At 30.9% G+C, this 25113-nt stretch carries 22 protein-coding genes and 2 tRNA genes; 8 read left to right on the plus strand and 16 right to left on the minus strand.

Annotation, left to right across the window (positions count from 1 at the left end; genetic code table 11):
* Nucleotides 1–23 precede the first annotated feature (23 nt).
* Nucleotides 24–770 (plus strand): 3-oxoacyl-[acyl-carrier-protein] reductase, encoded by a 747-nt coding sequence (fabG, locus tag MK851_RS10840; protein WP_303508275.1) that lies wholly within the window; start codon nt 24–26, stop codon nt 768–770.
* 237 nt (nt 771–1007) lie between these two features.
* Here fabG and MK851_RS10845 read toward each other — a convergent pair whose 3' ends face one another.
* From MK851_RS10845 to MK851_RS10860, 4 genes are all read right to left on the minus strand, one after another.
* Nucleotides 1008–1433, minus strand: coding sequence for a helix-turn-helix transcriptional regulator (locus MK851_RS10845; protein ID WP_320243857.1), 426 nt, complete (start codon nt 1431–1433; stop codon nt 1008–1010).
* 645 nt (nt 1434–2078) lie between these two features.
* Entirely contained in the window at nt 2079–5747 is a 3669-nt protein-coding gene (purL, locus tag MK851_RS10850; RefSeq protein ID WP_320243859.1) for a phosphoribosylformylglycinamidine synthase, read from the minus strand.
* Nucleotides 5748–5858: 111 nt separating this feature from the next.
* Nucleotides 5859–7325, minus strand: coding sequence for a S41 family peptidase (locus MK851_RS10855; RefSeq protein WP_303508268.1), 1467 nt, complete (start codon nt 7323–7325; stop codon nt 5859–5861).
* 80 nt (nt 7326–7405) lie between these two features.
* Entirely contained in the window at nt 7406–8188 is a 783-nt protein-coding gene (locus MK851_RS10860; protein ID WP_303508264.1) for a carboxypeptidase-like regulatory domain-containing protein, read from the minus strand.
* Nucleotides 8189–8411: 223 nt separating this feature from the next.
* On the opposite strand from MK851_RS10860, the gene MK851_RS10865 reads away from it, so the two are divergent.
* Complete coding sequence (locus MK851_RS10865; protein ID WP_320243863.1) at nt 8412–10130, plus strand: thiol-activated cytolysin family protein; 1719 nt, start codon at nt 8412–8414, stop codon at nt 10128–10130.
* Between the two features lie 126 nt (nt 10131–10256).
* Here MK851_RS10865 and MK851_RS10870 read toward each other — a convergent pair.
* Nucleotides 10257–10342: transfer RNA gene (locus tag MK851_RS10870), tRNA-Leu, on the minus strand.
* Between the two features lie 37 nt (nt 10343–10379).
* Nucleotides 10380–10452, minus strand: a tRNA-Lys gene (locus MK851_RS10875).
* A gap of 107 nt (nt 10453–10559) precedes the next feature.
* Here MK851_RS10875 and MK851_RS10880 point away from each other — a divergent pair.
* Nucleotides 10560–11078 carry a shikimate kinase gene (locus MK851_RS10880; protein WP_303508259.1) on the plus strand — a complete coding sequence of 173 codons (519 nt, stop codon included), beginning with the start codon at nt 10560–10562 and terminating at the stop codon, nt 11076–11078.
* Here the strand turns inward: MK851_RS10880 and MK851_RS10885 are convergent.
* Together MK851_RS10885 and MK851_RS10890 are read right to left on the minus strand one after the other, a co-directional pair.
* Nucleotides 11070–11573: a phosphoribosyltransferase family protein gene (locus MK851_RS10885; protein WP_320243866.1), complete on the minus strand. Its 504-nt coding sequence runs from the start codon at nt 11571–11573 to the stop codon at nt 11070–11072. The genes MK851_RS10880 and MK851_RS10885 overlap by 9 nt on opposite strands.
* Nucleotides 11574–11604: 31 nt before the next feature.
* Nucleotides 11605–11994, minus strand: a complete 390-nt coding sequence (locus MK851_RS10890) for an RNA-binding S4 domain-containing protein (protein WP_320243868.1) — start codon at nt 11992–11994, stop codon at nt 11605–11607.
* Nucleotides 11995–12073: 79 nt separating this feature from the next.
* Between MK851_RS10890 and MK851_RS10895 the strand changes: the two genes are divergently transcribed.
* A complete protein-coding gene (locus tag MK851_RS10895) occupies nt 12074–12943 on the plus strand; it encodes a peptidylprolyl isomerase (RefSeq protein ID WP_320243870.1) in 870 nt (289 codons plus the stop codon).
* Between the two features lie 69 nt (nt 12944–13012).
* Here the strand turns inward: MK851_RS10895 and MK851_RS10900 are convergent, their stop codons facing one another.
* The 5 genes from MK851_RS10900 to smpB form a co-directional block, all read right to left on the minus strand.
* A complete protein-coding gene (locus tag MK851_RS10900) occupies nt 13013–13624 on the minus strand; it encodes a porin family protein (RefSeq protein ID WP_320243873.1) in 612 nt (203 codons plus the stop codon).
* 112 nt (nt 13625–13736) lie between these two features.
* A complete protein-coding gene (locus MK851_RS10905) occupies nt 13737–14687 on the minus strand; it encodes a transketolase family protein (protein WP_320243875.1) in 951 nt (316 codons plus the stop codon).
* Between the two features lie 54 nt (nt 14688–14741).
* Nucleotides 14742–15323, minus strand: a complete 582-nt coding sequence (locus MK851_RS10910) for a Maf family nucleotide pyrophosphatase (RefSeq protein WP_303508242.1) — start codon at nt 15321–15323, stop codon at nt 14742–14744.
* Entirely contained in the window at nt 15310–16206 is an 897-nt protein-coding gene (locus tag MK851_RS10915; protein WP_303508240.1) for a hypothetical protein, read from the minus strand. Before MK851_RS10915 ends, MK851_RS10910 begins: the two co-directional genes overlap by 14 nt.
* Nucleotides 16206–16664 (minus strand): SsrA-binding protein SmpB, encoded by a 459-nt coding sequence (gene smpB, locus MK851_RS10920; RefSeq protein WP_303508237.1) that lies wholly within the window; start codon nt 16662–16664, stop codon nt 16206–16208. Before smpB ends, MK851_RS10915 begins: the two co-directional genes overlap by 1 nt.
* 122 nt (nt 16665–16786) lie before the next feature.
* Here smpB and MK851_RS10925 point away from each other — a divergent pair, with 122 nt between their 5' ends.
* Together MK851_RS10925 and MK851_RS10930 are read left to right on the plus strand one after the other, a co-directional pair.
* Nucleotides 16787–17422, plus strand: coding sequence for an OmpW/AlkL family protein (locus tag MK851_RS10925; protein WP_303508234.1), 636 nt, complete (start codon nt 16787–16789; stop codon nt 17420–17422).
* Between the two features lie 133 nt (nt 17423–17555).
* On the plus strand, nt 17556–18278 hold the full coding sequence (locus MK851_RS10930; protein WP_303508231.1) for a DUF6503 family protein: 723 nt from the start codon (nt 17556–17558) through the stop codon (nt 18276–18278).
* On the opposite strand, the gene MK851_RS10935 is transcribed toward MK851_RS10930, so the two are convergent.
* Together MK851_RS10935 and clpB are read right to left on the minus strand one after the other, a co-directional pair.
* A complete protein-coding gene (locus MK851_RS10935) occupies nt 18275–18787 on the minus strand; it encodes a SixA phosphatase family protein (RefSeq protein WP_303508228.1) in 513 nt (170 codons plus the stop codon). The genes MK851_RS10930 and MK851_RS10935 overlap by 4 nt on opposite strands.
* A 96-nt stretch (nt 18788–18883) precedes the next feature.
* Entirely contained in the window at nt 18884–21487 is a 2604-nt protein-coding gene (gene clpB, locus MK851_RS10940; RefSeq protein ID WP_320243881.1) for an ATP-dependent chaperone ClpB, read from the minus strand.
* 155 nt (nt 21488–21642) lie between these two features.
* Between clpB and ytxJ the strand changes: the two genes are divergently transcribed.
* Nucleotides 21643–22035 carry a bacillithiol system redox-active protein YtxJ gene (ytxJ, locus tag MK851_RS10945; protein WP_320243883.1) on the plus strand — a complete coding sequence of 131 codons (393 nt, stop codon included), beginning with the start codon at nt 21643–21645 and terminating at the stop codon, nt 22033–22035.
* 70 nt (nt 22036–22105) lie between these two features.
* Nucleotides 22106–23662: a DEAD/DEAH box helicase gene (locus MK851_RS10950; RefSeq protein WP_303508218.1), complete on the plus strand. Its 1557-nt coding sequence runs from the start codon at nt 22106–22108 to the stop codon at nt 23660–23662.
* Between the two features lie 67 nt (nt 23663–23729).
* Here MK851_RS10950 and fahA read toward each other — a convergent pair whose 3' ends face one another.
* A complete protein-coding gene (fahA, locus tag MK851_RS10955) occupies nt 23730–25007 on the minus strand; it encodes a fumarylacetoacetase (protein WP_115901331.1) in 1278 nt (425 codons plus the stop codon).
* Nucleotides 25008–25113 lie beyond the last annotated feature (106 nt).

The raw sequence follows: 25113 nt of genomic DNA on the forward strand, positions 1-25113 counted from the left end.
GCCCCTGTTAAAACAACTAATAAATGAAACTTTTAGAAAATAAAACAGCAATTATTACAGGAGCTACTAGAGGTATTGGTAGAGGAATTGCATTAGAGTTTGCAAACCAAGGATGTAATATTGCATTTACATACAATTCTTCTGTTGAGGCAGCAACTTCTTTAGAAAATGAATTAAAAGAATTAGGGGTAAGCGCTAAAGGATATCAATCAAATGCGGCAGAGTTTGATGCAGCACAAGAATTAGCAAAAAATGTTTTAGAAGAATTCGGAACAATTGATGTATTGGTAAACAATGCAGGTATTACTAAAGATAATTTATTAATGCGTATTTCTGAAGATGATTTTGATAAAGTTATTGAAGTAAACTTAAAATCTGTTTTCAATTTAACAAAAGCCGTAATTCGTCCAATGATGAAACAACGTGCAGGTTCAATTATCAATATGAGTTCTGTTGTTGGATTAAAAGGAAATGCTGGTCAAGCAAATTATGCAGCTTCAAAAGCAGGGATTTTAGGGTTCTCAAAATCAGTAGCATTAGAATTAGGATCGCGTAACATTCGTAGTAATGTAGTTGCGCCTGGTTTCATCGAAACTGAAATGACTGCAAAGTTAGATGAAAAAGTTGTTGAAGGTTGGAGAAATGAAATTCCTTTAAAAAGAGGAGGTTCACCACAAGATATTGCAAATGCTTGTGTTTTCTTAGCATCAGATATGAGCTCGTATATTACTGGGCAGACTTTATCTGTAGACGGAGGAATGTTAACCTAGATTATATACTTAAAATATGAGTAAAAATCCTGTATTATTTTTCATAATACAGGATTTTTTATTTAAGAGGAATTACATTTGGGGGACCAAGTTAACAAACTCAACTTATGGTAAAATAAGTTTTAGGAGAGAGTTTAGTTACTAATGATTTATAAATTGAAACTGTGTAGATGAAAACAAACCTAAGGATTTGTTGAACTTTAAAATCATCAAATTTTCAGAGATTCAATTATGACATTATTTTTTTTTGTAATCTTCAAAGGTTCCATCGTCGTATAAAACCAAAATATTCTTAACTTCCCTGAAAGAGTCAGATTCTTTCCTCTTTTTATGACTTTCTGAGAATTGCGTATTTGATTTTTTTTCGGGTTCTTGGTCAAATACAGTATTTTCAGTAAATAAAGAATGAGCTTCATTTTTCTCTATTTTTATCTCCTCTTTTGATTTTTCTGTATTTGGAGGAAAATCCCCTTTACCATATACTAACCAATTCAAGTCAACTTCATCAAAAGCTGTCTCAACTTTTATAATAAAATCTAAGCTTGGTTTATTTCTTCCTGATAATAGGTGAGAAATGCTAGATCTTGGAACATCTATTTTATCTGCAAAACTTGACGCCGATAAATTGTAATAATCTAATATCTGTTTTAGTCTTTCTATCATTTGTTTACTTGTGTAAACACTAGAGGTTGTTTACAGTTGTAAATATATATTATTTTACAATTACATACAATAAAAGTTCGATGTTTTTCAAAATAACTCAAAAATAAGGTTACATAATACTTTAACAAATAACATATAAATTTCTGTAAACCAGTATTTTAAGTGTTTGGTATAGAGAAACTCTATTCTTTTGTTAAATGTATTGAGTTACATTTGTAATTAAGTTGATTTTTTAATTTGTTGAGTTTATAAACGTAAACACTTCTCTTTTTTAATAAACATAATGTGCTTAAATAGCCATTTATCCTTATTTAACTGACTTTAACGTCAAATAAGTAACTTTATAGGCTGATAATAATGATTCTGCGGTAGTTTATTTAAATAAATATGAATCAAGCTTTAAACTTTATAATACTTCTATAACTACTTTAAATTACTTATAGGTTTAATCATATCCTTTCAAAGTGCTTTTATAAATATATTATGTGTGTAGAATAGAAGTTAAATAAGAAGAATATTACAAATGTTACCATAATTCAATGATTAACAAATGTAAATCGTAAAATTTATTGTTTACTTTTGTAAAAAAAAAGAAAGCACCCTGTTTACAGAGTGCTTTTTGTTGTTGAGAATGTAGTATTCTACCTATTTTTTATTTTCTATCCATTTTCTTGCATTAACAAAAGCTTCTAACCAAGGAGAAACTTCATCTTGTCTGTCTTGTGGATAGTTTGCCCAGTTCCATTGGAAAGTAGAACGCTCAATATGCGGCATAGTTACTAAATGACGACCAGTCTTATCACATAGCATTGCTGTGTTATAATCTGAACCGTTTGGGTTGTTAGGATATCCTTCATATCCATACTTAGCAACAATATTATAATTATCTTCAGTTTCAGGTAAATTGAACTTCCCTTCTCCGTGAGAAATCCAAACTCCTAATTCAGTTCCTGCTAAACTAGATAACATTACTGAATTATTTTCTTGAACTTTTACAGATGTAAATGAACTTTCGTGCTTTTTAGAATCGTTGTGTAACATCTTACCATGATTCTTATGTTCTGGATTGATTAATTCTAACTCCATAAACAACTGACATCCGTTACAAATACCAACAGAAAGTGTATCTTCTCTTTTAAAGAAGTTTTTCAAAGCAGTGTTCGCTTTTTCATTATATAAAAATGCTCCAGCCCATCCTTTAGCAGAACCCAAAACATCCGAATTAGAAAAACCTCCAACAGCTCCAATAAATTGAATATCTTCTAAAGTTTCACGACCAGAAATTAAATCTGTCATGTGAACATCTTTCACATCAAAACCAGCTAAATACATCGCATTTGCCATTTCACGTTCCGAGTTTGAACCCTTTTCACGAATGATGGCAGCTTTAGGTCTGTTAGTTACAGTACCCACAGTTTCAGTAAGCTTTCCTGTAAAATGAGTTGGGAATGTATACTTTAAAGGTTGGTTTTTATAATTATCAAAACGATCTTTAGCTAAATCGTTCGCCGTTTGCTTTTGATCTAATAAGTATGATGTTTTGTACCAAGTATCTCTTAATTCAGAAATAGATAAAGAAAAAACATCTGAACCATTTTTAATATTTAATCGATCAGATTCTGTTACAGAGCCGATAGTAAAGAATTCAATATTATTATCAGTTAAAACTTGCTCTACTGAATTATCAACTGCTTGGAATACAATTCCTGAGTTTTCGGCAAATAATAATTGAATACTGTCTACTTCATCTAAGCTTGATAAATCTAGGTTTGCACCTATATTTACATCAGCAAAACATAATTCTAATAAGGTAGTAATCAGCCCTCCAGAGGCAACATCGTGACCTGCAACAATTTTTTCCTCTTTAATTAAGTTTTGAATTACATCAAAAGCAGCTTTAAAGAAGTTGTTGTCAGAAATAGTAGGAGTAGAGTTTCCTATTTTGTTTACTATTTGCGCAAAAGAACTTCCGCCTAATTTAAAATCATCCTGAGATAAGTTGATGTAATAGATGTTTCCTTTATTTGGTTGTAAAACAGGTTCTACTACTTTTGTAATGTCGTTACAGTTAGCCGCAGCTGAAATAACTACCGTTCCTGGAGAAATTACTTCTTCATTTGGATATTTCTGTTTCATTGATAATGAATCTTTTCCTGTTGGAACATTGATTCCTAAATCAATAGAAAAATCAGAAATAGCTTTTACCGCTTTGTATAAACGAGCATCTTCACCTTCATTTTTACAAGGCCACATCCAGTTTGCTGATAATGAAACCGATTGTAAACCATCTTTTAAAGGAGCCCATACAATATTTGTTAAAGCTTCAGCAATTGAGTTTTTACTTCCAGCTTCAGGATCAATTAACCCAGAAATAGGAGAGTGTCCAATTGTAGTAGCAATTCCTTCTTTACCTTTATAATCTAACGCCATTACACCAACATTGTTTAATGGAATTTGTAAAGAACCAACACATTGTTGCTTCGCTACTTTTCCACCAACACAACGGTCAACTTTATTGGTTAACCAATCTTTACAAGCAACTGCCTCTAACTGTAGTACTTGTTCTAAATAATTGGTAAAATTTTCTTTTGAATAATTTACGTCAGCGTAGTTTCTATAAACTGTTTTATCAGTCATGATTGTTTTAGGAGAACTACCAAACATATCTTCCAAAGCTAAATCCATTGGTTTGTTTCCATTGGTTTTAGATTCGAAAGTAAAACGATGATTACCTGTAACATCACCAACAGTGTACATTGGTGAACGCTCACGTTCAGCTATTTTATTTAGGGTTTCGATGTGCTTCTCAGCAATTACCAATCCCATACGTTCTTGTGATTCATTACCGATAATTTCTTTATCAGATAGCGTAGGGTCACCTACTGGTAATTTATCTAAATCGATGTTTCCACCTGTATCTTCCACTAATTCAGATAAACAGTTCAAATGCCCACCAGCTCCATGATCGTGAATAGAAACGATAAAGTTCTCATCACTTTCTACCATACCACGAACAGCATTGGCAGCACGTTTTTGCATTTCAGGATTTGAACGCTGGACTGCATTTAATTCGATTCCTGAAGAAAATTCTCCAGTATCAGCAGAAGATACCGCAGCTCCTCCCATACCAATACGGTAGTTTTCACCTCCAAGAATTACTATTTTATCTCCTTCTTGTGGAGTATCTTTTAATGCTTGTTCTTTTTTACCATATCCAATACCACCTGCTTGCATGATTACTTTATCGAAACCAAGTTTGCGAGCATCTTCTTCGTGTTCAAAAGTTAAGACAGAACCACAGATTAAAGGTTGCCCAAATTTATTACCAAAATCAGAGGCTCCGTTAGAAGCTTTGATTAAGATATCCATTGGTGTTTGGTATAACCATTTACGCTCTTCCATTCCTTTTTCCCAAGAACGATTCTCTTCTAAACGAGAATATGAAGTCATATAAACAGCAGTTCCAGCTAATGGTAATGAACCTTTTCCGCCAGCTAATCTATCACGAATTTCACCTCCTGAACCTGTTGCAGCACCATTAAAAGGTTCTACAGTAGTAGGGAAGTTGTGTGTTTCAGCTTTTAATGAAATAACAGATTCAAATTCTTTTATTTGGTAGTAATCAGATTTGTCTGCACTTTTCGGAGCGAATTGCTCTACTTTTGGACCTTTAACAAAAGCTACATTGTCTTTATAAGCAGAAACAATATCGTTTGGATTTTGCTTAGATGTTTCTTTAATTAATTTGAATAAAGAAGTAGGCATTTCCTCTCCATCTATAACAAAGGTTCCGTTGAAAATCTTATGACGACAATGTTCTGAATTTACCTGAGAGAATCCAAATACTTCAGAGTCTGTTAGTTTTCTACCAATTTTAGTAGCAACTTCTTCTAAATAGGTAATTTCTTCATCGTTTAAGGCTAAACCTTCTTGCTCGTTATAAGCTGCGATGTCATCAATTTCTAAAATAGGTTCTGGCTGAATATCAATGGTGAATGTTTCTTGATGCAACCCATTGAACTTTTGTGAAATCATGGGGTCAAAATTAGAAAAATCATCAGCTACCGCTTTAAATTCTTCAATTCTGATAATTCCAGAAACTCCCATGTTTTGAGTGATTTCTACAGCATTGGTACTCCATGGAGTAATCATTGCTGCTCTTGGGCCTACAAAAAAGGCGTCAAGAGACGCCGCATTTATTTTCGGTTGGTTGCCAAATAACCAAGTTAATTTAGAAATTGTTTCAGATGTTAATTCTTCTATTGTTTGAACAGCAAAAACCTTGCTGTTTACGTTTCCAAAGAAATGAATCATTATTAGTTGTGTTTGTGTGTGTTTTTTGAAAGGTGTAAATTTAGTTCTTTTGTATGAAATATGAGCATAAAAAAAGCAGCAAAATTTTGCTGCTTTTATATAGTCTTAATCTTATTTGTTAAAGTAATGATGGTCAATGTACATTTCTTTTTCAAATTTATTAGTAGATACATTTATATCAATATGTTTAAAGCTTTTCACCTCATAAGATGATTTAGCGGCTATTCCTCTGATATCGTCTAGAGCTGTTTTTAGTACTATTTCATTTTCGTCTCCAAAAGGTAAGATATTATTCCAATGTTTCCATTCTTCAATTAAGATATTTGGCTCAAATCCATCTCCATAATCGTTTTGACCTAATTTGTTGTATATCTGAAAAACAATAGGTTGCATAGCCATTTTATGAGCTGAATTAGCTCCATTTACATTAGTGTAATCACTACTAGGTGAGTCATATAACGTTATTGACCCTTCATTTTTACCTACTGTTTTGGTACCGATTAACTTAACTTCAATAAAAGGGCGTAACCCATTTATAATCATTTCACTTGCTGATGCAGTACTACCAGAGGTTAAAACATATAACTTGTTTATACCTGATAACCTATTTATAGCTTCTTCACTAGTCTTTTTCCCATCAGTTTCATAAACATTTAAAGTATTATCAAAATAATAAGGAGAGTCTTGTTGAGAGTGTTTATTATTGAATTTTAATTCAGCAAATTTATCTTTATCTGCTTCTGCATGTATCATACTTGCTAAATAAGAAGATGTTTCTACAGATCCACCACCATTAATTCTTAAATCTAGTATTAGTTCTTGAATGCCTGCAGACTTTAATTCAGCAAAAGCAGCATTTAATTCGTCATTATAAGATGATCTGAATCCGTTGTATAGTAAGTATCCAACTTTTTTACCATTAATATTGTCAAAAACTTTAGTTAGATGTACTGGGTTATCAGATACTACAGCTTGTGTTATTGCTTTCTTTTCTTTAAGAGTTTTTCCATCTTTCTCCGTAAAAGAAAACTCTGCATTTTCTTCATAATAACCATTAAAAACACTTTTATAGTTGGTTATGGTCATTACAGTTCCGTTAATAGCATTTATAATATCACCTCTTTTAAAACCAGCAATATCAGCAGGAGAATTTTTTGAAACATGTTGAATATACATCACAACATAATCAGTAGTACCAACTTGAACTAGTTTAGGTCTAAAACCAAAAGTTTTTGATGTTCCTTGAAATTGCTGCTGCTGTGCAACATAGTCCTCTATAAACCAAGAAAAGTCATCGTTTGCATGTTTAAGACTTTCAAATAAAGAACTAGGAGTACTGTATGAGTTTAAGTAAGTGTAATAATCATTAGTGTTATCATCTTTATTATCGGCTAAACTAGGAACATCTTCTTGCCAATTGTACCATGAGTTCATGGCTTTCCACACAAAGTTATTTTCTTTATTGTTTAGTTTAACTTCATCTACTGGTTCAGCCCCATCTTTAGGTATTATCTTATCATCTTTACTACAACTTAAAAGAATTGTAAAAATAAAAGATAGTAATATAGTTTTTCTCATTATTTAAAGGAGTTTTTTGTTAATCTATCAAACAATATAACAGATAAAATATCACTTACCCTACTTTTTTAACAAAAAAGTTACTTTTTATCAGGGATTCTATTTCTTTCTATTTTCCCTTTTTTTGTTGTCTTATAATTCTCGTAGCAGTTTAAAACAGCTTCTATGAGTTGTAAATCACTAGCTTTTTTTATAAAGTATTCAGAATAGTTACAATCCGATAATAACTTATTTAGTTCAGATCTATCCATTTCTAAATATTCCATCATTACCTCACGATCGAATTTACCTGCTAACATTTTACGCAAGTCATCTTCTTTTTTAAGTTTTTTAAGTTTTTTTAATTGTTTAGGTTTTTTACCAAAGAGGTTATACACTAAATCAACCGGATTCAATAGTTTAGCTATAGGAGAAGATATTTTTTGAGGCCTTCCAACTTCATACGTTTGTGGTAATCCATTAATATGGATTCTAGTAAAACGATCTTTTGGAACTTGTTTTACATCGACTTCTAAAACACCTATCAATTCTGTTGATTTAATTACAACTTCTTTCACTTCCTCAGGTTTTTCTTCCAAAGATATAACAACTTCGTTTCCTTTTAAAAGGTCGTTGGTAACTTTCAGTTTAATAGAAGCATAACCTAAATAAGAAACTAAAACAGTATCGTTTGTTTGAGCAACGAGGTCAAATAGCCCATTCTCATTTGTAATGGTACCTACAACAGTATTAAGGTTTAAAATATGAGCTGCACTTAAAGGTTTTTTAGATTCTGAGTCTATTATTTGTCCTTTTAGTTTGTCTTGCGCCTGAATAGATATACTAAACACTATTGCTACTAGGAATAATATTTGTTTTTGCATAGGGCGAAAATAAGAATAATAGGCTTTGTAGGCGTTAATAATTTGTGAAATTAATCACTATATAAAGAATTGTGTTGTTGCTTAGTAAAAATTTAAATAAACAATAAAAATGTATGTGATAATTAAAAAAAAACAAATAAAAAAGTAGGGAAAATGTATTTAAGGATGTTTAATTACTCCTCGAGGTCGTAATTAGTACAATGTTAAATTTAAAAATAAATAAATGAAAAATCTAAAAATACTTGGATTAACCCTTTTTTCAATTATTTCATGTCAAAAAGACGATTTATTTCAGAATTCTGAAATAAATTCTAGTAAAGAGCAGATAGCTCAATTTATAACACCAGATACATCTGATGGTATTCATAATTTAAATATTAGTGAACTGTATGATAACACTTCTTCTAAAGCTAAAAGAATAGCTATGGAAGAGAATTGTGTTAATAAAGAAATATCATTTACTCAAACAGATTCAGATTTTTTTATTCTAGATGCCAATAGTTCTTTATTATGGCCTGGTAATTTGGTAGCTGCAAGATCTATACAAGAAGGAGCTCCTGTGTCTATACCAATTTTTGGAGAAGACAGGAATTCAGTAGAGGTAAGAGTTAATGTGTTGTCAGGAACATCTGCTTCTACTTCAAGAACCATTGAAGAACCAACACCAGGTAAAGTTCAAGACAATTTAAATGCTATTTTAAATGCATATTATAAAAGTGAAGCTAATTTTCCTGCTAGCTTTGATATTAGTATTCAAAGAATTCATGATGAAAAACAGTTTCAACTTTCTTTAAATGCAGGATATTCTGGACCTAGTGTAAAAGTATCTGGTAGTTTTGGGGTAGATTTCTCTACTCAAAAAACTAGATATGCGGTTACCTTAAAACAACGCTTTTTTACAGCCTCAGTTTCTCCTAAAGAAGGAATTATAGGAAAAAATGGATGGTTTAACAACAATGTTTCTCCCGATAGGTTAAAACCGTATGTTACTGATTACTTAAATGTAAGTGAAGATCAACAAAATCCATCTTCTTATATAGAATCAGTAACTTATGGAAAACTATATACATTAATTTATGAATCAAGTAGTAGTGCTAAAGAAGTTGAAGCAGCATTAAATTTTGCTTACAAAGCAGTAGGAACACAAGTAAATGCAGAATTAGAAGCAAGATATAAATCTATTTTTAGTGAGTCCACTGTTAAAGTAAAACAATTAGGAGGTAATGCTACTTCAGGTATTGCATCATCTTTAGCTGCTATGGCTAATAACTTAGATAGAGTAGTTGACTTTTTGAAAGAAGGAGCAGAGGTATCAGTTGATAATCCAGGGTATCCTATTTCTTATAAAGTAAATTATACATATGATAATAGACCTTTCAAAGTAAGTTCAAATTTAGAATATACTATTAAAGAATGTGATTTAGTGTATTATGATAAGATAAGGGTAGACCCAACTAATGTGGCACTATATGGTAGTGATCATGGAACTAGTGGAGGAGAGCTTTTTGGTAGATTTTATGTAGAAAAGTATGATCAAGAATTAGGAACTTGGTATTTAACAGGGAATAAAATTTACTGGGGATACGGAATTGAAGATCATGTAGGATTAGATTATTATAAATTTAACCAAAAAAGAAGTGTAGCTGATGGAAAAGTAATTGATTTTATGGTAAAAGCAAAAGCAGGTGAACGTTTTAGGGTAGTTTCTGTAATAGGGGAGTGTGACTCTGGATGTTATGTTTATAGAGATGGAGAAAAGGCTTTTAATGAATATGAGTATAATCTTAGTTTAAAAAAATGGGAAGATTATACAAGGCATAATCCGTATGTAGATAATTATACAGTAGGAGATGGTTTTCATAATAAAACTTGGAACGGTGTAAGAACCATTGTTCAAGGAGATACTTGTTATTTAGATTATGATACATACATTTTAAACTAAATAAATTAATTATTTGTATTTAATACAAGGAGGCTTTTTAGCCTCTTTGTTTTTTTTTATAAAATTTAGATTATTTGAATTCTACAGAAATAAAAAAGCACAATACAAAATGTATTGTGCTTTTTTTGGTGCACGTAACAGGAGTCGAACCTGCACTTCCGTAGGAAACAAGCCCCTCAAGCCTGCGCGTCTACCAATTCCGCCATACGTGCATAAACTAAAAAAGTTAAGCATATGCTTAACTTTTTGTGACCGGGCTGGGGCTCGAACCCAGGACCCTCTCCTTAAAAGGGAGATGCTCTACCAACTGAGCTACCCGGTCATTGCTTCTTTGTGAAAGCGGTTGCAAATATACAACTGTTCTTTAAATCTGAAAAGCTTTTTTGTAATATTTTTTACCCATATTTGTAACTGCTTAATTACTAGTTTATGAAAATTATATTATTAGGGTATATGGCTAGCGGTAAATCGACAATTGGACGGTTTTTGGCAGAAAAGAAGCATATTCCGTTTATTGATTTAGATGAATATATAGAAAAAAGGGAAGGAAAAACGGTTTCTGATATTTTTGAGTTGAAAGGAGAAATTTATTTTAGAAAACAGGAACATGTATTTTTAAAAGAACTTTTAGAAAAAGAAGAAGGTTTTATACTATCTCTGGGAGGTGGTACCCCCTGTTACGCAGGAAATATGGATGTGCTATTAAATTTTAAAAATGTGAAGTCTGTATACTTAAAAACAAGTATAAATACAATTGTAGACAGACTAAGAAACGAAAAAAGTCAACGTCCACTAGTAGCCCGTTTAAATAAAGAGGAATTAGCAGAGTTTGTTGCTAAGCACTTGTTTGAAAGAAGTTATTATTATAATCAAGCAACATATAAATTAGTAGTTGATAATAAAAGTGTTTATGAAATAATAGGAGAGTTACAAGAGTTACTAGGTTAAGTAAGCTATTGTTTCATTAGTTTTAAATTCTACAACTACATGTTCTTTAATAGACGTAGATAAAGAAATTCCTTTAAAATCAGCTTTTACAGGATACTTTTTATGGTTTCTGTTAACTAACACCGCTGTTTTAAATCTTTTTAAAGGAACTTCTAAGAAATGCTTTACACCGTATATTAAAGTAGTTCCTGAATTTAAAACATCATCGACTAAAACTAATGCTTTATTTTGGTACTCTTTACTGTTAATAGAGGTTGTAATTGGACTTATAGGATTTCTCTTGTCTATTGAAACTTTACATAAAGTTACTTCTAAAGGAGAAATTTCACTCAAAATGTTCGAAATTCTTTCTGCTAAAAAATATCCATTATCAGCAATACCAGCAATAATAATTTTTGTTTCGTTACTATTACTTTCATAAATTTGAAAGGCTATTCGACGAATTTTTTGTTCAACTTGAGTATTATTTAAGATAATATTGTTCGTGTCAGTCATTTTTGTTTGCTGGTTTAAACTTACTTTAGGATTACAAATTAACATCATTTTTATTAGAATCATCGTAATAATCGTCAATATCACGGCGATCTTTTTTAGTAGGACGTCCCGCCCCTTTTTTACGATAGTAATCTTTGGAATACTTTAGTAATTCCGTTTTTTCAAACTCTTCTTTAGGAGTTACATCTTTTCTATATAAATCAACCAATTTAGCACCTACACGACTAGGAGGAATGTCTAAAACCCTTATTTTATAATTAATTTGGTTTTTTCGAATAGTTATTTCTTCATTACCAAATATTTCTTTTGATGGTTTTAGGTTAGTACCCTCTATTTTAACATGTCCCTTTTTACAAGCATCAGTGGCAATACTACGGGTTTTAAATAAGCGAATACACCACAAATATTTGTCAATTCTCATATAAAAAGTTAATTTTTATCGTTTCATTTTTTACAAAGGTATAAAAATGGTAAATTGCGCGTTAAAATTTCAGAATTAAATGATAAAATTTAAACATCTATTTTATACTGCCATTATAGGTACTTTTTTGTATGCTTGTGGTAGTGATAGCAACTCAGTAGTTGACAATTTTGACCATGAAGCACAGGCTATAATTGATAACGACTCTCTAGTTGTATTTTTAAAGAACAACTATTATAATGAGGCTTTAGACTCAGTGAAGCCAATTACTAGTGGGAAAACACCATTATTTGATGATGATAAATTAGTAATAAAAGAAGTAACTGAAAATGATATAAATTATAAGTTGTATTATTATGTAAATAGCGTTGGGACTCCTGATGTAGATAAAGGTTTTCCAACAGTAATGGATTCTGTTTATGCTAAATATAGAGGACAAAGAATAGTTAGAAAAGATAGTTTAAGTCCCGATTTTGATAATAATATTGCTTGGTTTTCTTTAAATAGAGTTATTAGAGGCTGGACTCACAGTTTTGTCCATTTTAAGGGAGGGAATAATGTAACTAATGGAGGGCCTATTAACTATGAAAATGGTGGAAAAGGAATTTTGTTTATTCCTTCAGGTTTAGCTTATGCAAATGGAGGGACTACTTCTATAGCTCCGAATTCAATTTTATTATTTTACATTGAATTATGGGATTTGGTTCCTGGTACAGATGATGATCAAGATGGAGTTGCTTCAATTGATGAAGATCCTGATGGTGATGGTGATCCTAGAAATGATGATACAGATGGAGACAGTGTTCCTAATTATTTAGATACCGATGATGATGGTGATGGTGTTTTATCAAAAGATGAGGATAAAAACGGAGATGGAAATCCAGCAAATGATTTTAGTGATCCAAATAAGCCTACAATACCAGATTATCTAAACAGAGATATTTTTTAGAGTTAAAAAAACATATAAAAAACCGAAGTTTATTAAACTTCGGTTTTTTATGCTTAAAATTTTAGATGTTTAAAACCTGTATGACAAGCCTATAATAATTTGGTTTACACGAGTATCAAAAATTACGTTTCCAACATTAGAATCTACAAATTCAGCTTCAGTATCAGACAAAGCTCTTTCCCAACGAACATCTAAACCTAGTTTACCAAGTTCAACACCAGCACCAAGTTGTAAACCAACAGAGAAACCATCAGAATTTACTTGTTTAAGATCTTCAATATCAAAATCAGAATCTAAAATATACTGAAAAGAAGGTCCTGCAAAAACATGTCCTACTTTTAAAAAGTTTAAGCCTAATAAAACAGGAATATCTATTTTTTGAATTTCGTAAGTAGTAGTTTTGGCAGTAAAACCAGAAGGTTCATAAGAAACCTCGTTACTTAATTGTGTATATACCAATTCAGGTCTAATGTATAAACCGGTAGCAGGTAGTTTTATACGTAACCAAGCACCAGCATGAAAACCTGTTTTGCTTTTTGCTCCATCAAAGACATCATTTTTTACATCAGAAAAAGAGTCAGAATTGTAGTTAATACCTCCTTTAATACCTCCTTGTATTTGGCTCTGTGCTAACTGTGAGCCTCCTATTAGAAGGCATAAGATAAAAATTGCTTTTTTCATTGTTATTAATTTACACTATTATAATTGAGTTAAGTATTTACTTTTATATAAAAAAATACATCACTTTAAACCTTAAAAGTGATGTATTTATTGTTTAGTTGTTTATATTTTTTTATTTTCTAGAAATAACTTTTTCAACTGCTTTTACTATGGCTTCATCGTTTAAACCGTATTTTTTCATTAATTGATCTGGAGTAGCAGATTCACCAAAACTATCATTTACAGCAACAAATTCTTGTGGAGTAGGGTTGTTAGTAGCTAAACAACGAGCAACACTTTCTCCTAAACCACCATATTTATTATGCTCTTCCGCAGTAACTACACAACCTGTTTTGGCAACAGATTTTAAAATAGCTTCTTCATCTAATGGTTTTATAGTATGAATATTAATTACTTCAGCAGAAATACCTTTAGCTTCTAATTGTTCAGCAGCTTGTAAAGCTTCCCATACTAAATGGCCAGTAGCAACAATAGTCACATCGTTACCTTCGGTAAGTTGGATAGCTTTTCCTATTTCAAAAGGTTGGTCGGTCATAAACACTGGTACTTTTGGACGACCAAAACGTAAATATACAGGTCCTTTATGCTCTGCTATAGCCAAAGTTGCAGCTTTTGTTTGGCTGTAATCACAAGTGTTTATTACAGTCATTCCTGGCAACATCTTCATTAATCCAATATCTTCTAAAATTTGGTGTGTTGCTCCATCTTCACCTAAAGTTAATCCTGCGTGAGAAGCACAAATTTTTACATTCTTGTCAGAATAAGCAACTGATTGACGAATTTGGTCATAAACTCTACCAGTTGAAAAGTTTGCGAATGTACCCGTAAAAGGAATTTTTTCTCCAATAGCTAATCCAGCTGCAATTCCTATCATATTTGCTTCAGCAATTCCTACTTGATAAAAACGCTCAGGGTGATTTTTGGCAAATTCATTCATTTTTAATGAACCAGTTAAATCTGCACATAAAGCTACAACATTAGGATTTTTTTGTCCTAACTCGGTTAAACCATCACCAAACCCAGATCGGGTATCTTTTTTTTCTGTATAAGTATATTTTTTCATCAGTTTGTGTTGTGTAAATACGCGTCAAAAATAATCTTTTATATAGATGTAAAGCTACAAATTTGATAATTCTTTGTAAAGTTTATGAACAGGAAATCCCATCACATTAAAATAACTTCCTTCAATTTTTATAATTCCTATTTTACCAATCCATTCTTGAATACCATAGGCTCCAGCTTTATCAAAAGGCTTATAAGTGTTTATATAATAATCAATTTCTTCGTCTAATAATTCTTTAAAGCTAACAATAGTAGTATCATTTATAGTTCTTTGAAATGATTTACTAGTAATGCATATAGAGGTGATAACTTCGTGTGTGGTATTGGATAGTTCCTTGAGCATTTGAAATGCTTCCTCGTAGTTTTTAGGTTTCCCTAAAGCTTTGCTATGTATCCATACGATAGTGTCAGATGTTATTAATAACTCATTTTCTTTTAAATCTTTTTTAAAAGGGGTAGCTTTCAAATCGGCTAAAAAATTAGTTATTTCTGCATGGTTTAGCTCTTTTGGGTAGATTTCTTCTACTTTCTTTGTTTTGATAGAAAAAGGAATATCTAAGCTTTTTATTAATTCTTGTCTTCTAGGAGAGTTTGAAGCAAGAATAATAGCGTATTTTGATAGTTTAGTTGATAACATATTTAATATAGTAAGCTATGATGGGGACACTTAAGAGGGCAAAAAAGAAGTTAAAGTAACTAATTTTATGTAAAATTTGGTAATCTTTAGTTTCAGAAGCTGCCATTAAACGGTAAATAAAGTATAGCTCAGGAATTGTTCCTAATAACATAATAGTTGAAAAAATGAATTTATTTTTAATAAAAGCAATTGCTATAGAAAACACAAAAAAACAACCTATTGCAGATAGCATCAAAGCTATATCTTTAGCTCTCTTCCTACCTAATAAAACAGGTAAAGTACTTTGTTTGTTTAAGTTATCTTGATTTATATTAATAATGTCAATAATTATTTCAATAACGATATTACTCAAAAAAGAGATAACTACATAACCAATAGTTATTAGTTGCAGGTCGTAAAAAAGCTCCCATTGTTCTATAGATAAGTTAAGAGGGAAATCAAACCATAAAAGTGTTAGTAAAGCAAAAGGCTTTAGGAAAGAAGTGACAATATTACTGAAAAAAGTTTTTTGAATATTATTTTTAGAATATAAGTACACAATGATGGGGCAAGTAATAAAAATAAAACCATACCATGGCTTACTTATTTTAACAGATAAAAATAAACCTATTATAATACCTATAAACATTAGGTAGATAGATGTTTTTTTTGCTTTTTGTAAAGGGAATTTAGTTTTTTTTTGTGGACTTCTGAAGTAAAAACTTGTCAGATAGCCAGATGCTAATAAAAAAGCGCTAGAAATAGATAATAGTCCTAAATCAAGAAAAGAAAGGGTTGTTTTAAAACCATAACCGTGTAAAAAAGAAAACTTAAATAAGAATAAAATAAAAATAAAGTATACAATTTTCTTCCACTGTATGATATTTAAAAAAGTATCATTCATTAATTATAAGTCTTTTTAATTCTGGCTAAATCACGTTTATTATCACGGTCTTTAATATTTTGTCTCTTATCGTGAGTTTTCTTTCCTTTCGCAAGAGCAAGATCTAATTTAGCCCAACCATTTTCATTAATAAATAAACGCAAAGGAACAATTGTACTACCTTTAGCTTCAACTTCTCTTTCAAGTTTTTTTAATTCACGTTTATTTAGCAATAAACGGCGCTCACTTTTAGGGTTATGGTTGTAATGGTGTCCAAAGGCATATTCCTCAATGTACATGTTCACTACAAAAAGTTCTCCTTTATCATTAAACTCACAAAAACTTTCAGTAATTCGAGCTTTGCTTTGTCGTATTGATTTTATTTCAGTACCAGTAAGTTGAATTCCTGCTGTGTATCTATCAAGTATCTCGTATTCAAAACGAGCCTTTTTATTCTGTATGTTAATCTTTTTTTGCATAAAATAGAACACAAATATAACTATAATTTTAAGTTGTTAAATAAAATTATTAGGCTATGATTAAAGTCATGTTTTTAGGGAAGAGTGGAGTGTAATTTTGCTCAAAAATTAAATTTATAATCATGAAAAAAATTATATTAAGTATTGTATTAGGAACCTTGTTTTTTAGTAATGTAAATGCACAAGAGACTTCTAAAAAAAATGATTTTAAAAAATGGCAAGCGCGTTTTAGATGGGTAACTGTTTTACCTAATGAATCAGCAACAATTGGTACTATTGGTGGTGATGTTGAAATAGGTAAAAACTTTATTCCTGAGCTTGATTTTACATACTATTTTACAGAAAATATAGCAGCTGAATTAATTTTAGGAACGACTAACCATGATGTAAAAGCTGTAAATACGACCTTAGGAAATGTTAATTTAGGTGATGTTTGGTTGTTACCTCCAACATTAACATTGCAATATCATTTTAATATAAGTGATTTTAAACCTTACGTAGGAGCTGGTGTAAATTATACTATTTTTTATAATTTTGATCCAGGAGCAGTGGTTGATGTAGACTATGAAAATGGCTTTGGATATGCACTTCAATTAGGTTTCGATTATGATTTAGACGATACTTGGTTTTTAAACGTAGATGCTAAGTATATTGGATTAAGTACTAATGTTTCTGTAAATGCAGGTGTAGCAACAGTACCAGCTGAAGTAGATATTAACCCGTTACTAATTGGTTTTGGAGTAGGTATGAGGTTTTAAACCAATAAGTTTTAATCCCCTTGTATAGAGCTACGTAATTGTAGCTCTATTTTTTATGTTAAACTTAACAAGTAAAATTAATGAATACTTGTAAATTTGTTTACGATTTAACGACCAAAACAAACAAAATTTTATGCGATATTTATACATTTCACTACTTTTATTAATTGTTTCATGTAAGCCAAAATTTACAGCCCAACAAATAATAGATAAGTCAATAGAGTATTCTAAATTAAATGAAATAGGAAACGCTACAATTTCCTTTAACTTTAGAAAAAATCATTACAAAGCGACTAGAAATAATGGTACTTTTAAATTAGTTAGAACTATAAAAAATGACTCAGTAATAATAAAAGATGTGTTATCGAATGAGAATTTCAGACGCTTTGTAAATGATAGCTTAGTTGAACTAACAGAAAAAGATAAAAATCGCTATAGCAACTCTGTGAATTCGGTTCATTATTTTTCAGTCTTACCTTTTGGGTTAAATGATAAAGCAGTTCAAAAAAAGTTACTAGAGCCTGTTATGATAAAAGGAAAGGAGTATTATAAAATTAGAGTCACTTTTGCAGAAGAGGGCGGAGGAGAAGATTTTGATGATGTGTTTATATATTGGTTTGCAAAAGATAGTTTTCAGGTAGAATATTTAGCGTATAAATATCATACAAATGGAGGAGGAGTACGTTTTAGGGATGTAAAAGAGGAAAAAATAGTAAACGGTATCCGTTTTGTAGACTATAACAATTATAAGCCTTTAAATAAGGATATTGACTTTTACACTATTGATAAATTATATGAAGAAGGTAAGCTGAAAAAACTTTCTGAAATTGTTTTAAATGATATTAAATTAAACTAATCAATTGTTAACCTTTTAGAGGATACTTCTTTCTTATCAGAAGATATTTTAACCGAAATAACAAATACACTAGAGTTATCATTTTCATCCATTTGCTCGTATTTTTTTATATTTAAAATTTTGTTAGCAAAAGAAGGAGTAGTGTTACTATGACCAACTATTAAAACAGATTTTCCTTTTGTGTTTTTCTTAAAATTATCATCGTAGACCTTATTTGGATCATAAATGGTAATTTCTAATTTTTTACTTTTTGCTACAGGTGTCGCAGTTTGTATTGTTCTATTATAATTGGTAGAATATATAGCATCTAAATGAATGTCTTCAAAATATTTTTTCCATTTTTCAGCTCGCTGTTGTCCAATATCGTTTAAGTTCGGATTTTTATTTTTTTGATCTGTTCTGTCCTTTTCAGCATGACGAATTAAGTAATAAGTAGTATTAACTTCTTTTTGAGAGCAAGAAATTAATGTACTAAAAGCAAGAATACAACCTAAAAGATATTTTTTCACGATAAGTAATTGTTTTGAAGAGCCAATATAGTTAAAAAATAAAAAGCGATGCTTTTTTAAACACCGCTCTCTATAAACTAACTATAAAATAAATAGTTAACTTTCTATTAAATCAGATTGATTTCTAAATACCAATTCATTATCAAAAGCGTCTAGTAAAATAATACTATCAGTAGTTACTTGTCCTGATAAAATTTCTTTAGATAATTGATTTAAAACCTCTTTTTGAATCACTCGCTTTACAGGACGTGCACCAAACTCTGGTTGATATCCCTTTATAGCTAAATAAGCAATAGCTTCATCAGTAGCATCAAAAATTATGTTTTGTTTCGCTATCATTTTTTTAACGCTATTCAATTGTAGTTTTACAATTTCTTTAATATTATCTTGAGATAGCGGAGTAAATAAAATAATATCATCAATTCTATTTAAAAACTCAGGTCTTACCGATTGTTTTAACAGTCCTAAAACTTCTGTTTTTGCTAAATCCATAGTTGTATGAATATCACCTTTCATAGTATCAAATTTTTCTTGAATAATATGACTTCCCATATTAGAGGTCATAATAATAATGGTGTTTTTAAAATCAGCAACACGACCCTTATTATCAGTTAACCTACCTTCATCTAATACTTGTAATAAGACGTTAAAGGTGTCAGGATGCGCTTTTTCAATTTCATCTAACAACACAACAGAATAAGGTTTTCTACGAACAGCTTCTGTTAATTGCCCACCTTCATCATAACCTACGTATCCCGGAGGTGCTCCAACCAACCTGCTTACAGAATGACGCTCTTGATATTCACTCATATCAATACGGGTCATGGCGTTTTCATCGTCAAATAAATATTCAGCTAAAGCTTTCGCTAATTCTGTTTTACCGACTCCAGTTGTTCCTAAGAACAAGAACGAACCAATAGGTTTATTTGGGTTCTGTAATCCTGATCTAGAACGACGTACCGCATCAGAAACTGCTTCAATAGCTTCTTCTTGACCAACTACACGGTTATGTAATTCATCTTCTAATTTTAATAACTTTTCACGCTCTGATTGTAACATTTTAGTTACAGGAACTCCTGTCCATTTAGCTACAACTTCAGCAATATCGTCATAAGTAACTTCCTCTTTAATTAATGCATTCTCACTTTGATTCGCTAAGATTTCTTGTTGTTTATCAAGTTCTTCTTGTGCATCTTTTATTTTACCATAACGTAACTCGGCTACTTTACCATAATCACCATTACGTTCTGCTTTTTCAGCTTCAAGTTTATAGTTTTCAATATCAGTTTTTAAACTCTGAACGGTATCTACAATGCTTTTTTCTGATTGCCATTTGGCATTGATTTCATTACGTTCTTCCTTTAAATTGGCTAAATCGGCATTTAAAGATTTTAACTTAGTTTCATCGTTTTCACGCTTAATCGCTTCAATTTCAATTTCTAACTGCATAATTTTACGATCTAGTACATCTAATTCTTCTGGTTTAGAATTGATTTCCATACGTAATTTAGAAGCTGCTTCGTCCATTAAATCAATAGCCTTATCTGGTAAAAATCGATTGGTGATATAACGTTGTGATAATTCTACAGCCCCTATAATAGCTTCGTCTTTTATACGAACTTTGTGGTGTGTTTCATATTTATCTTTAATACCACGTAAAATAGAAATAGCGCTTTCTGTATCAGGTTCGTCTACCATTACTTTTTGAAAACGACGCTCTAAAGCTTTATCTTTTTCAAAATATTTTTGATATTCATCTAGTGTCGTTGCACCAATAGCTCTCAATTCACCACGAGCTAAAGCTGGTTTTAAAATATTAGCAGCATCCATAGCTCCTTGACCTCCTCCAGCGCCTACTAAAGTATGAATTTCGTCAATGAATAGTACGATGTCTCCTTCAGACTTTGTAACTTCTTTTACTACAGATTTTAAACGTTCTTCGAACTCACCTTTATATTTGGCTCCAGCAATTAGCGCCCCCATATCTAAAGAAAAAATTTGCTTTTCTTTCAGGTTTTCAGGAACATCACCACGAATAATTCGGTGTGCCAACCCTTCTGCAATAGCTGTTTTTCCAGTACCAGGCTCACCAACTAAAATAGGGTTGTTTTTTGTTCTACGCGATAAAATTTGTAATAAACGTCTAATCTCTTCATCACGACCAATTACGGGATCTAATTTTCCGTCTTGTGCTAATTGATTTAAGTTTTTAGCATATTTATTCAAAGAGTTATAAGTATCTTCAGCACTTTGGGAGGTAACACGGTTTCCCTTACGTAACTCCTCAATAGCTGCTTTTAAACTTTTCTCAGTAACACCTTGATCTTTTAATACTTGTGCTATTTGACTTTTAGATTTAAAAATAGCTAAAATTAAATGTTCAATAGAAACGTATTCATCGTTCATTTTTTTAGCAACGATGGAAGCCTCATTTAATGTTTTGTTAGCTTCTCGAGAAAGCATTAAATCAGCACCAGTAACTTTAGAAAAACTTTCTAATTGTTTATCTAATACCTGTTGTACAATATCAATATTAATGTTTAACTTCTTTAGTATGAAAGGAAGCACATTTTCATCGACTAAAAGTAAGGCTTTGAAAATGTGTTCATTTTCTATAAGGTTGTTGCCATAGCTTTGCGCTAATTGTTGCGCTTGCTGTATGGTTTCTTGTGATTTTATTGTATAATTGTTAAAATTCATATCGTTTTTATTTTTCTCAATAAAAGTCAAATTCAATACCAATTGATTTTTTAAAGAGAAAAAAGACATTTTGTCTTTAAAAATGAATTTTTCATGACTTTTTGACTGTTATTGTAATAACTAAGAGTAAAATATGTTACTAAAATAAGGATTTTATGGGAGTATTAAGTACTGTTTTTGGAAGAAAAGAGATAAATAGAGGAGAAGATAAATCGTTTATTAATTGGATTCCATTAACTTCATTAGAGCAAATAAAAGAGATAAAAGAATTATCAAAAAAAGAGCCCGTAGCTATTTTTAAACATTCAACAAGATGTGGTATTAGCAGTATGGTAATTAAACGTTTTGTAAACAGTTTTGATAAAGAGCTAAAAGACTTTAAAGTGTATTATCTTGACTTGCTTAGTTATAGGGGAATTTCTAATGAAATAGGGTATACTTTTCAGGTTTTACATCAATCTCCTCAGTTGTTGGTAGTTAAAAATGGAGAAGTGGTTTCACATGCTTCTCATTATAATATTGCTCGTATTAATTTGAAAAAAATCTAAAAAAGATGCCATTTTTAATGGGATTTCCTTAAATACCTCGTATTTTTGCATATTTCAAAATTATAGAGATTTGAGTAACGAAACAGCAACTTCACAACCAAAGAAAGGAAAAAATTTATACGATTATCAAAAAGAAGCATTGTACAAAATTTTCAAAAGTTTTGAGAATGCCCCCGAAAATTACCATTTACTTTATCAACTACCTACTGGAGGAGGAAAAACAGTTATTTTCTCTGAAATTACACGTCAATACTTAAAGCATTATCAAAAGAAAGTATTGATAATGACGCACCGAATAGAACTGTGCAAACAGACTGCGAAAATGCTTAAAGAATTTGGTGTAGTTAATAAAATTATTGATAGTAAAGCAAGTTTAGAAGACCAAGATGAGTTTGATTGCTTTGTGGCTATGGTTGAAACCCTAAACAATCGTTTAAATGACGATATGTTAGATATTTCAGATGTTGGTTTAGTAATTATTGATGAGGCTCACTATAACTCATTTACTAAACTATTTAAGTTTTTTGATAGATCTTTTATACTAGGGGTAACAGCAACTCCTTTAAGTTCAAATATTAAGCTTCCTATGAAGGATAATTATGACGAACTTATTGACGGGGAAAGTATTGGAGCCTTAATTCAAAATGAATACTTAGCGAAAGCAAATATTTACTCTTACAATGTAGGGTTAACTTCATTAGAAGTAGGAGCAAATGGAGATTATACAGTAAAATCATCGGAAGATTTATATACGAATACCGATATGCTTTCTAAGCTTTTACAAGCTTATGAAGAACGAGCAAAAGGAACTAAAACTTTAATTTTTAATAATGGTATTAATACATCATTACATGTGTATGATACTTTTAAAAGAGCAGGATATCCAATAGCTCATTTAGATAACACGAATACAAAAAAAGAACGTGATTTTATTTTAAAGTGGTTTCATAAAACACCCAATGCAATTATTACTTCGGTTAGTATTTTAACAACTGGATTTGATGAACCAACAGTAGGGTCTATTATATTAAATAGAGCTACGAAATCTTTAACACTGTATTATCAGATGATTGGTCGTGGTTCTCGTATTTTACCAGGGAAGTCAGAATTTAATGTAATTGATTTAGGTAATAACTTCCATCGTTTTGGACCTTGGGGTGCTGATTTAGATTGGCAAAAAATGTTTAGAGCTCCAAACTTCTATTTAGATAACTTATTATCTGATGAAGAAATAGAAAATGACTTTAAATATGAATTACCAGCGGATGTAAAAGCTGAGTTTGCAAATTCTAAAGACTTGTACTTTGATGTTAAAAAAGTATATAGAGATACCATACAAGGAGGAGAATCATCAAAAAGAGTATTAGAAAAATCAATAGAACATCATGCTAAAATGTGTGTTGAAAATAGTGAAGATGTTTTTGATGCGCTTATTTTAGCTAAAAAATTAGGAGGCGATATTGATGATAGAATTTTTAGATATTCAAAATGTATATCAAAAAGCACACATAATTTTATTGACTGGTTGCAAGATGATTATCGTAAAAAATTAAACAGTTATTTACGAAGTAATTTTGATGAAGTGTATGAACAAATTCACGGTCACCCACCACCAGAAGAAGAATAGAAATATAATTATAAAAAATCCAGTTCGAAAGAACTGGATTTTTTATAATTATATTTGATTAAAGTATTTATTTAGCAGGTAATACTTTACCTGAACATTCACCAAAACCAATTCTAACTTTTTCATTCTTAGAGTAACCACGCATAATAACGGTATCGTTATCATTAATAAACTTACGCTCGCTACCATCATTCATTTTTATTGGGTTTTGACCTCTCCAAGTCAATTCTAACATAGAACCAAAACTGTCTTGAGTAGGTCCGGAAATAGTACCACTTCCCATCATATCGCCAGCATTTATAGGACATCCATTTACTGTATGATGTGTTAATTGTTGTACCATTGTCCAGTACATATATTTAAAGTTAGAGTTACAAACTACAGTTTCCTCTTTACCTTCAGGTTGAATAGCCATTTGTAAATTAATATCGTAACTGTCTTTTCCTTCTTTCTTTAAATAAGGTAAAGGTTCATATACTTGTTCTGGGTTATCTACCCTAAACGGCTCTAAAGCATCTAAAGTAACAATCCAAGGTGAAATTGTTGAAGCAAAACTCTTTCCTAAAAAAGGTCCTAAAGGAACATATTCCCATGCTTGAATATCACGAGCAGACCAGTCGTTAAATAATACTAATCCGAAAATATATTCTTCAGCTTCTTCAATAGGAATTCTGTCTCCTAAATCGTTAGCAACGGTAGTAATGAACGCCATTTCTAATTCAAAATCTAATAATTTTGAAGGACCAAAGTTAGGTGTAGTTTCTCCCTCACTAGGACGTTGTTGTCCGATAGGACGACGAACTGGAGTTCCTGAAGGTATAATAGAAGAACTTCTTCCGTGGTAACCAATAGGAATTTGTAACCAGTTTGGTAGTAAAGCGTTTTCAGGATCTCTAAATAAGCTTCCTACATTGGTTGCATGCTCTTTACTTGCGTAAAAATCGGTATAATCTCCTACAGAAACAGGAAGTTGCATTTCTACTTCATCCATTCTAAAGATTATTTTGTCTTTGTGCTCAGCATTATCTCGTAGCTTACTGTTTTTTACATCAAAAACATCAGCGATTCTATTACGAACTAAACGCCAAGTTTTGCGTCCGTCAGCAATAAAATCATTTAAGGTGTCTTGTAAGAAAATATCATCTGTTAACGGAATTCCATCAAAATATCCTAATTGATGTAAGGCACCTAAATCAATCGCATAATCACCGATTCTTGTACCAATCGTTATAATATCATCTTTTGTAAGAAAAACCCCAAAAGGTATGTTTTGAATAGGGAAATCTGAGTTTTCAGCTACAGTTAACCAAGATTTTCTATTCGGGTTATTAGCAGTTATTTCCATTTATCGTTTTTGTTATATTTTCATCAAACCTACATATTTTTTTCAATTTACCCCAAAAAGATGAGTAAAAAAAATGTGAAAGTATTTTAGAGTAAACTTCTTTAAA

Origin of the sequence: Tenacibaculum sp. 1B UA (assembly GCF_033978845.1) — a bacterium.
GTDB lineage: Bacteria > Bacteroidota > Bacteroidia > Flavobacteriales > Flavobacteriaceae > Polaribacter.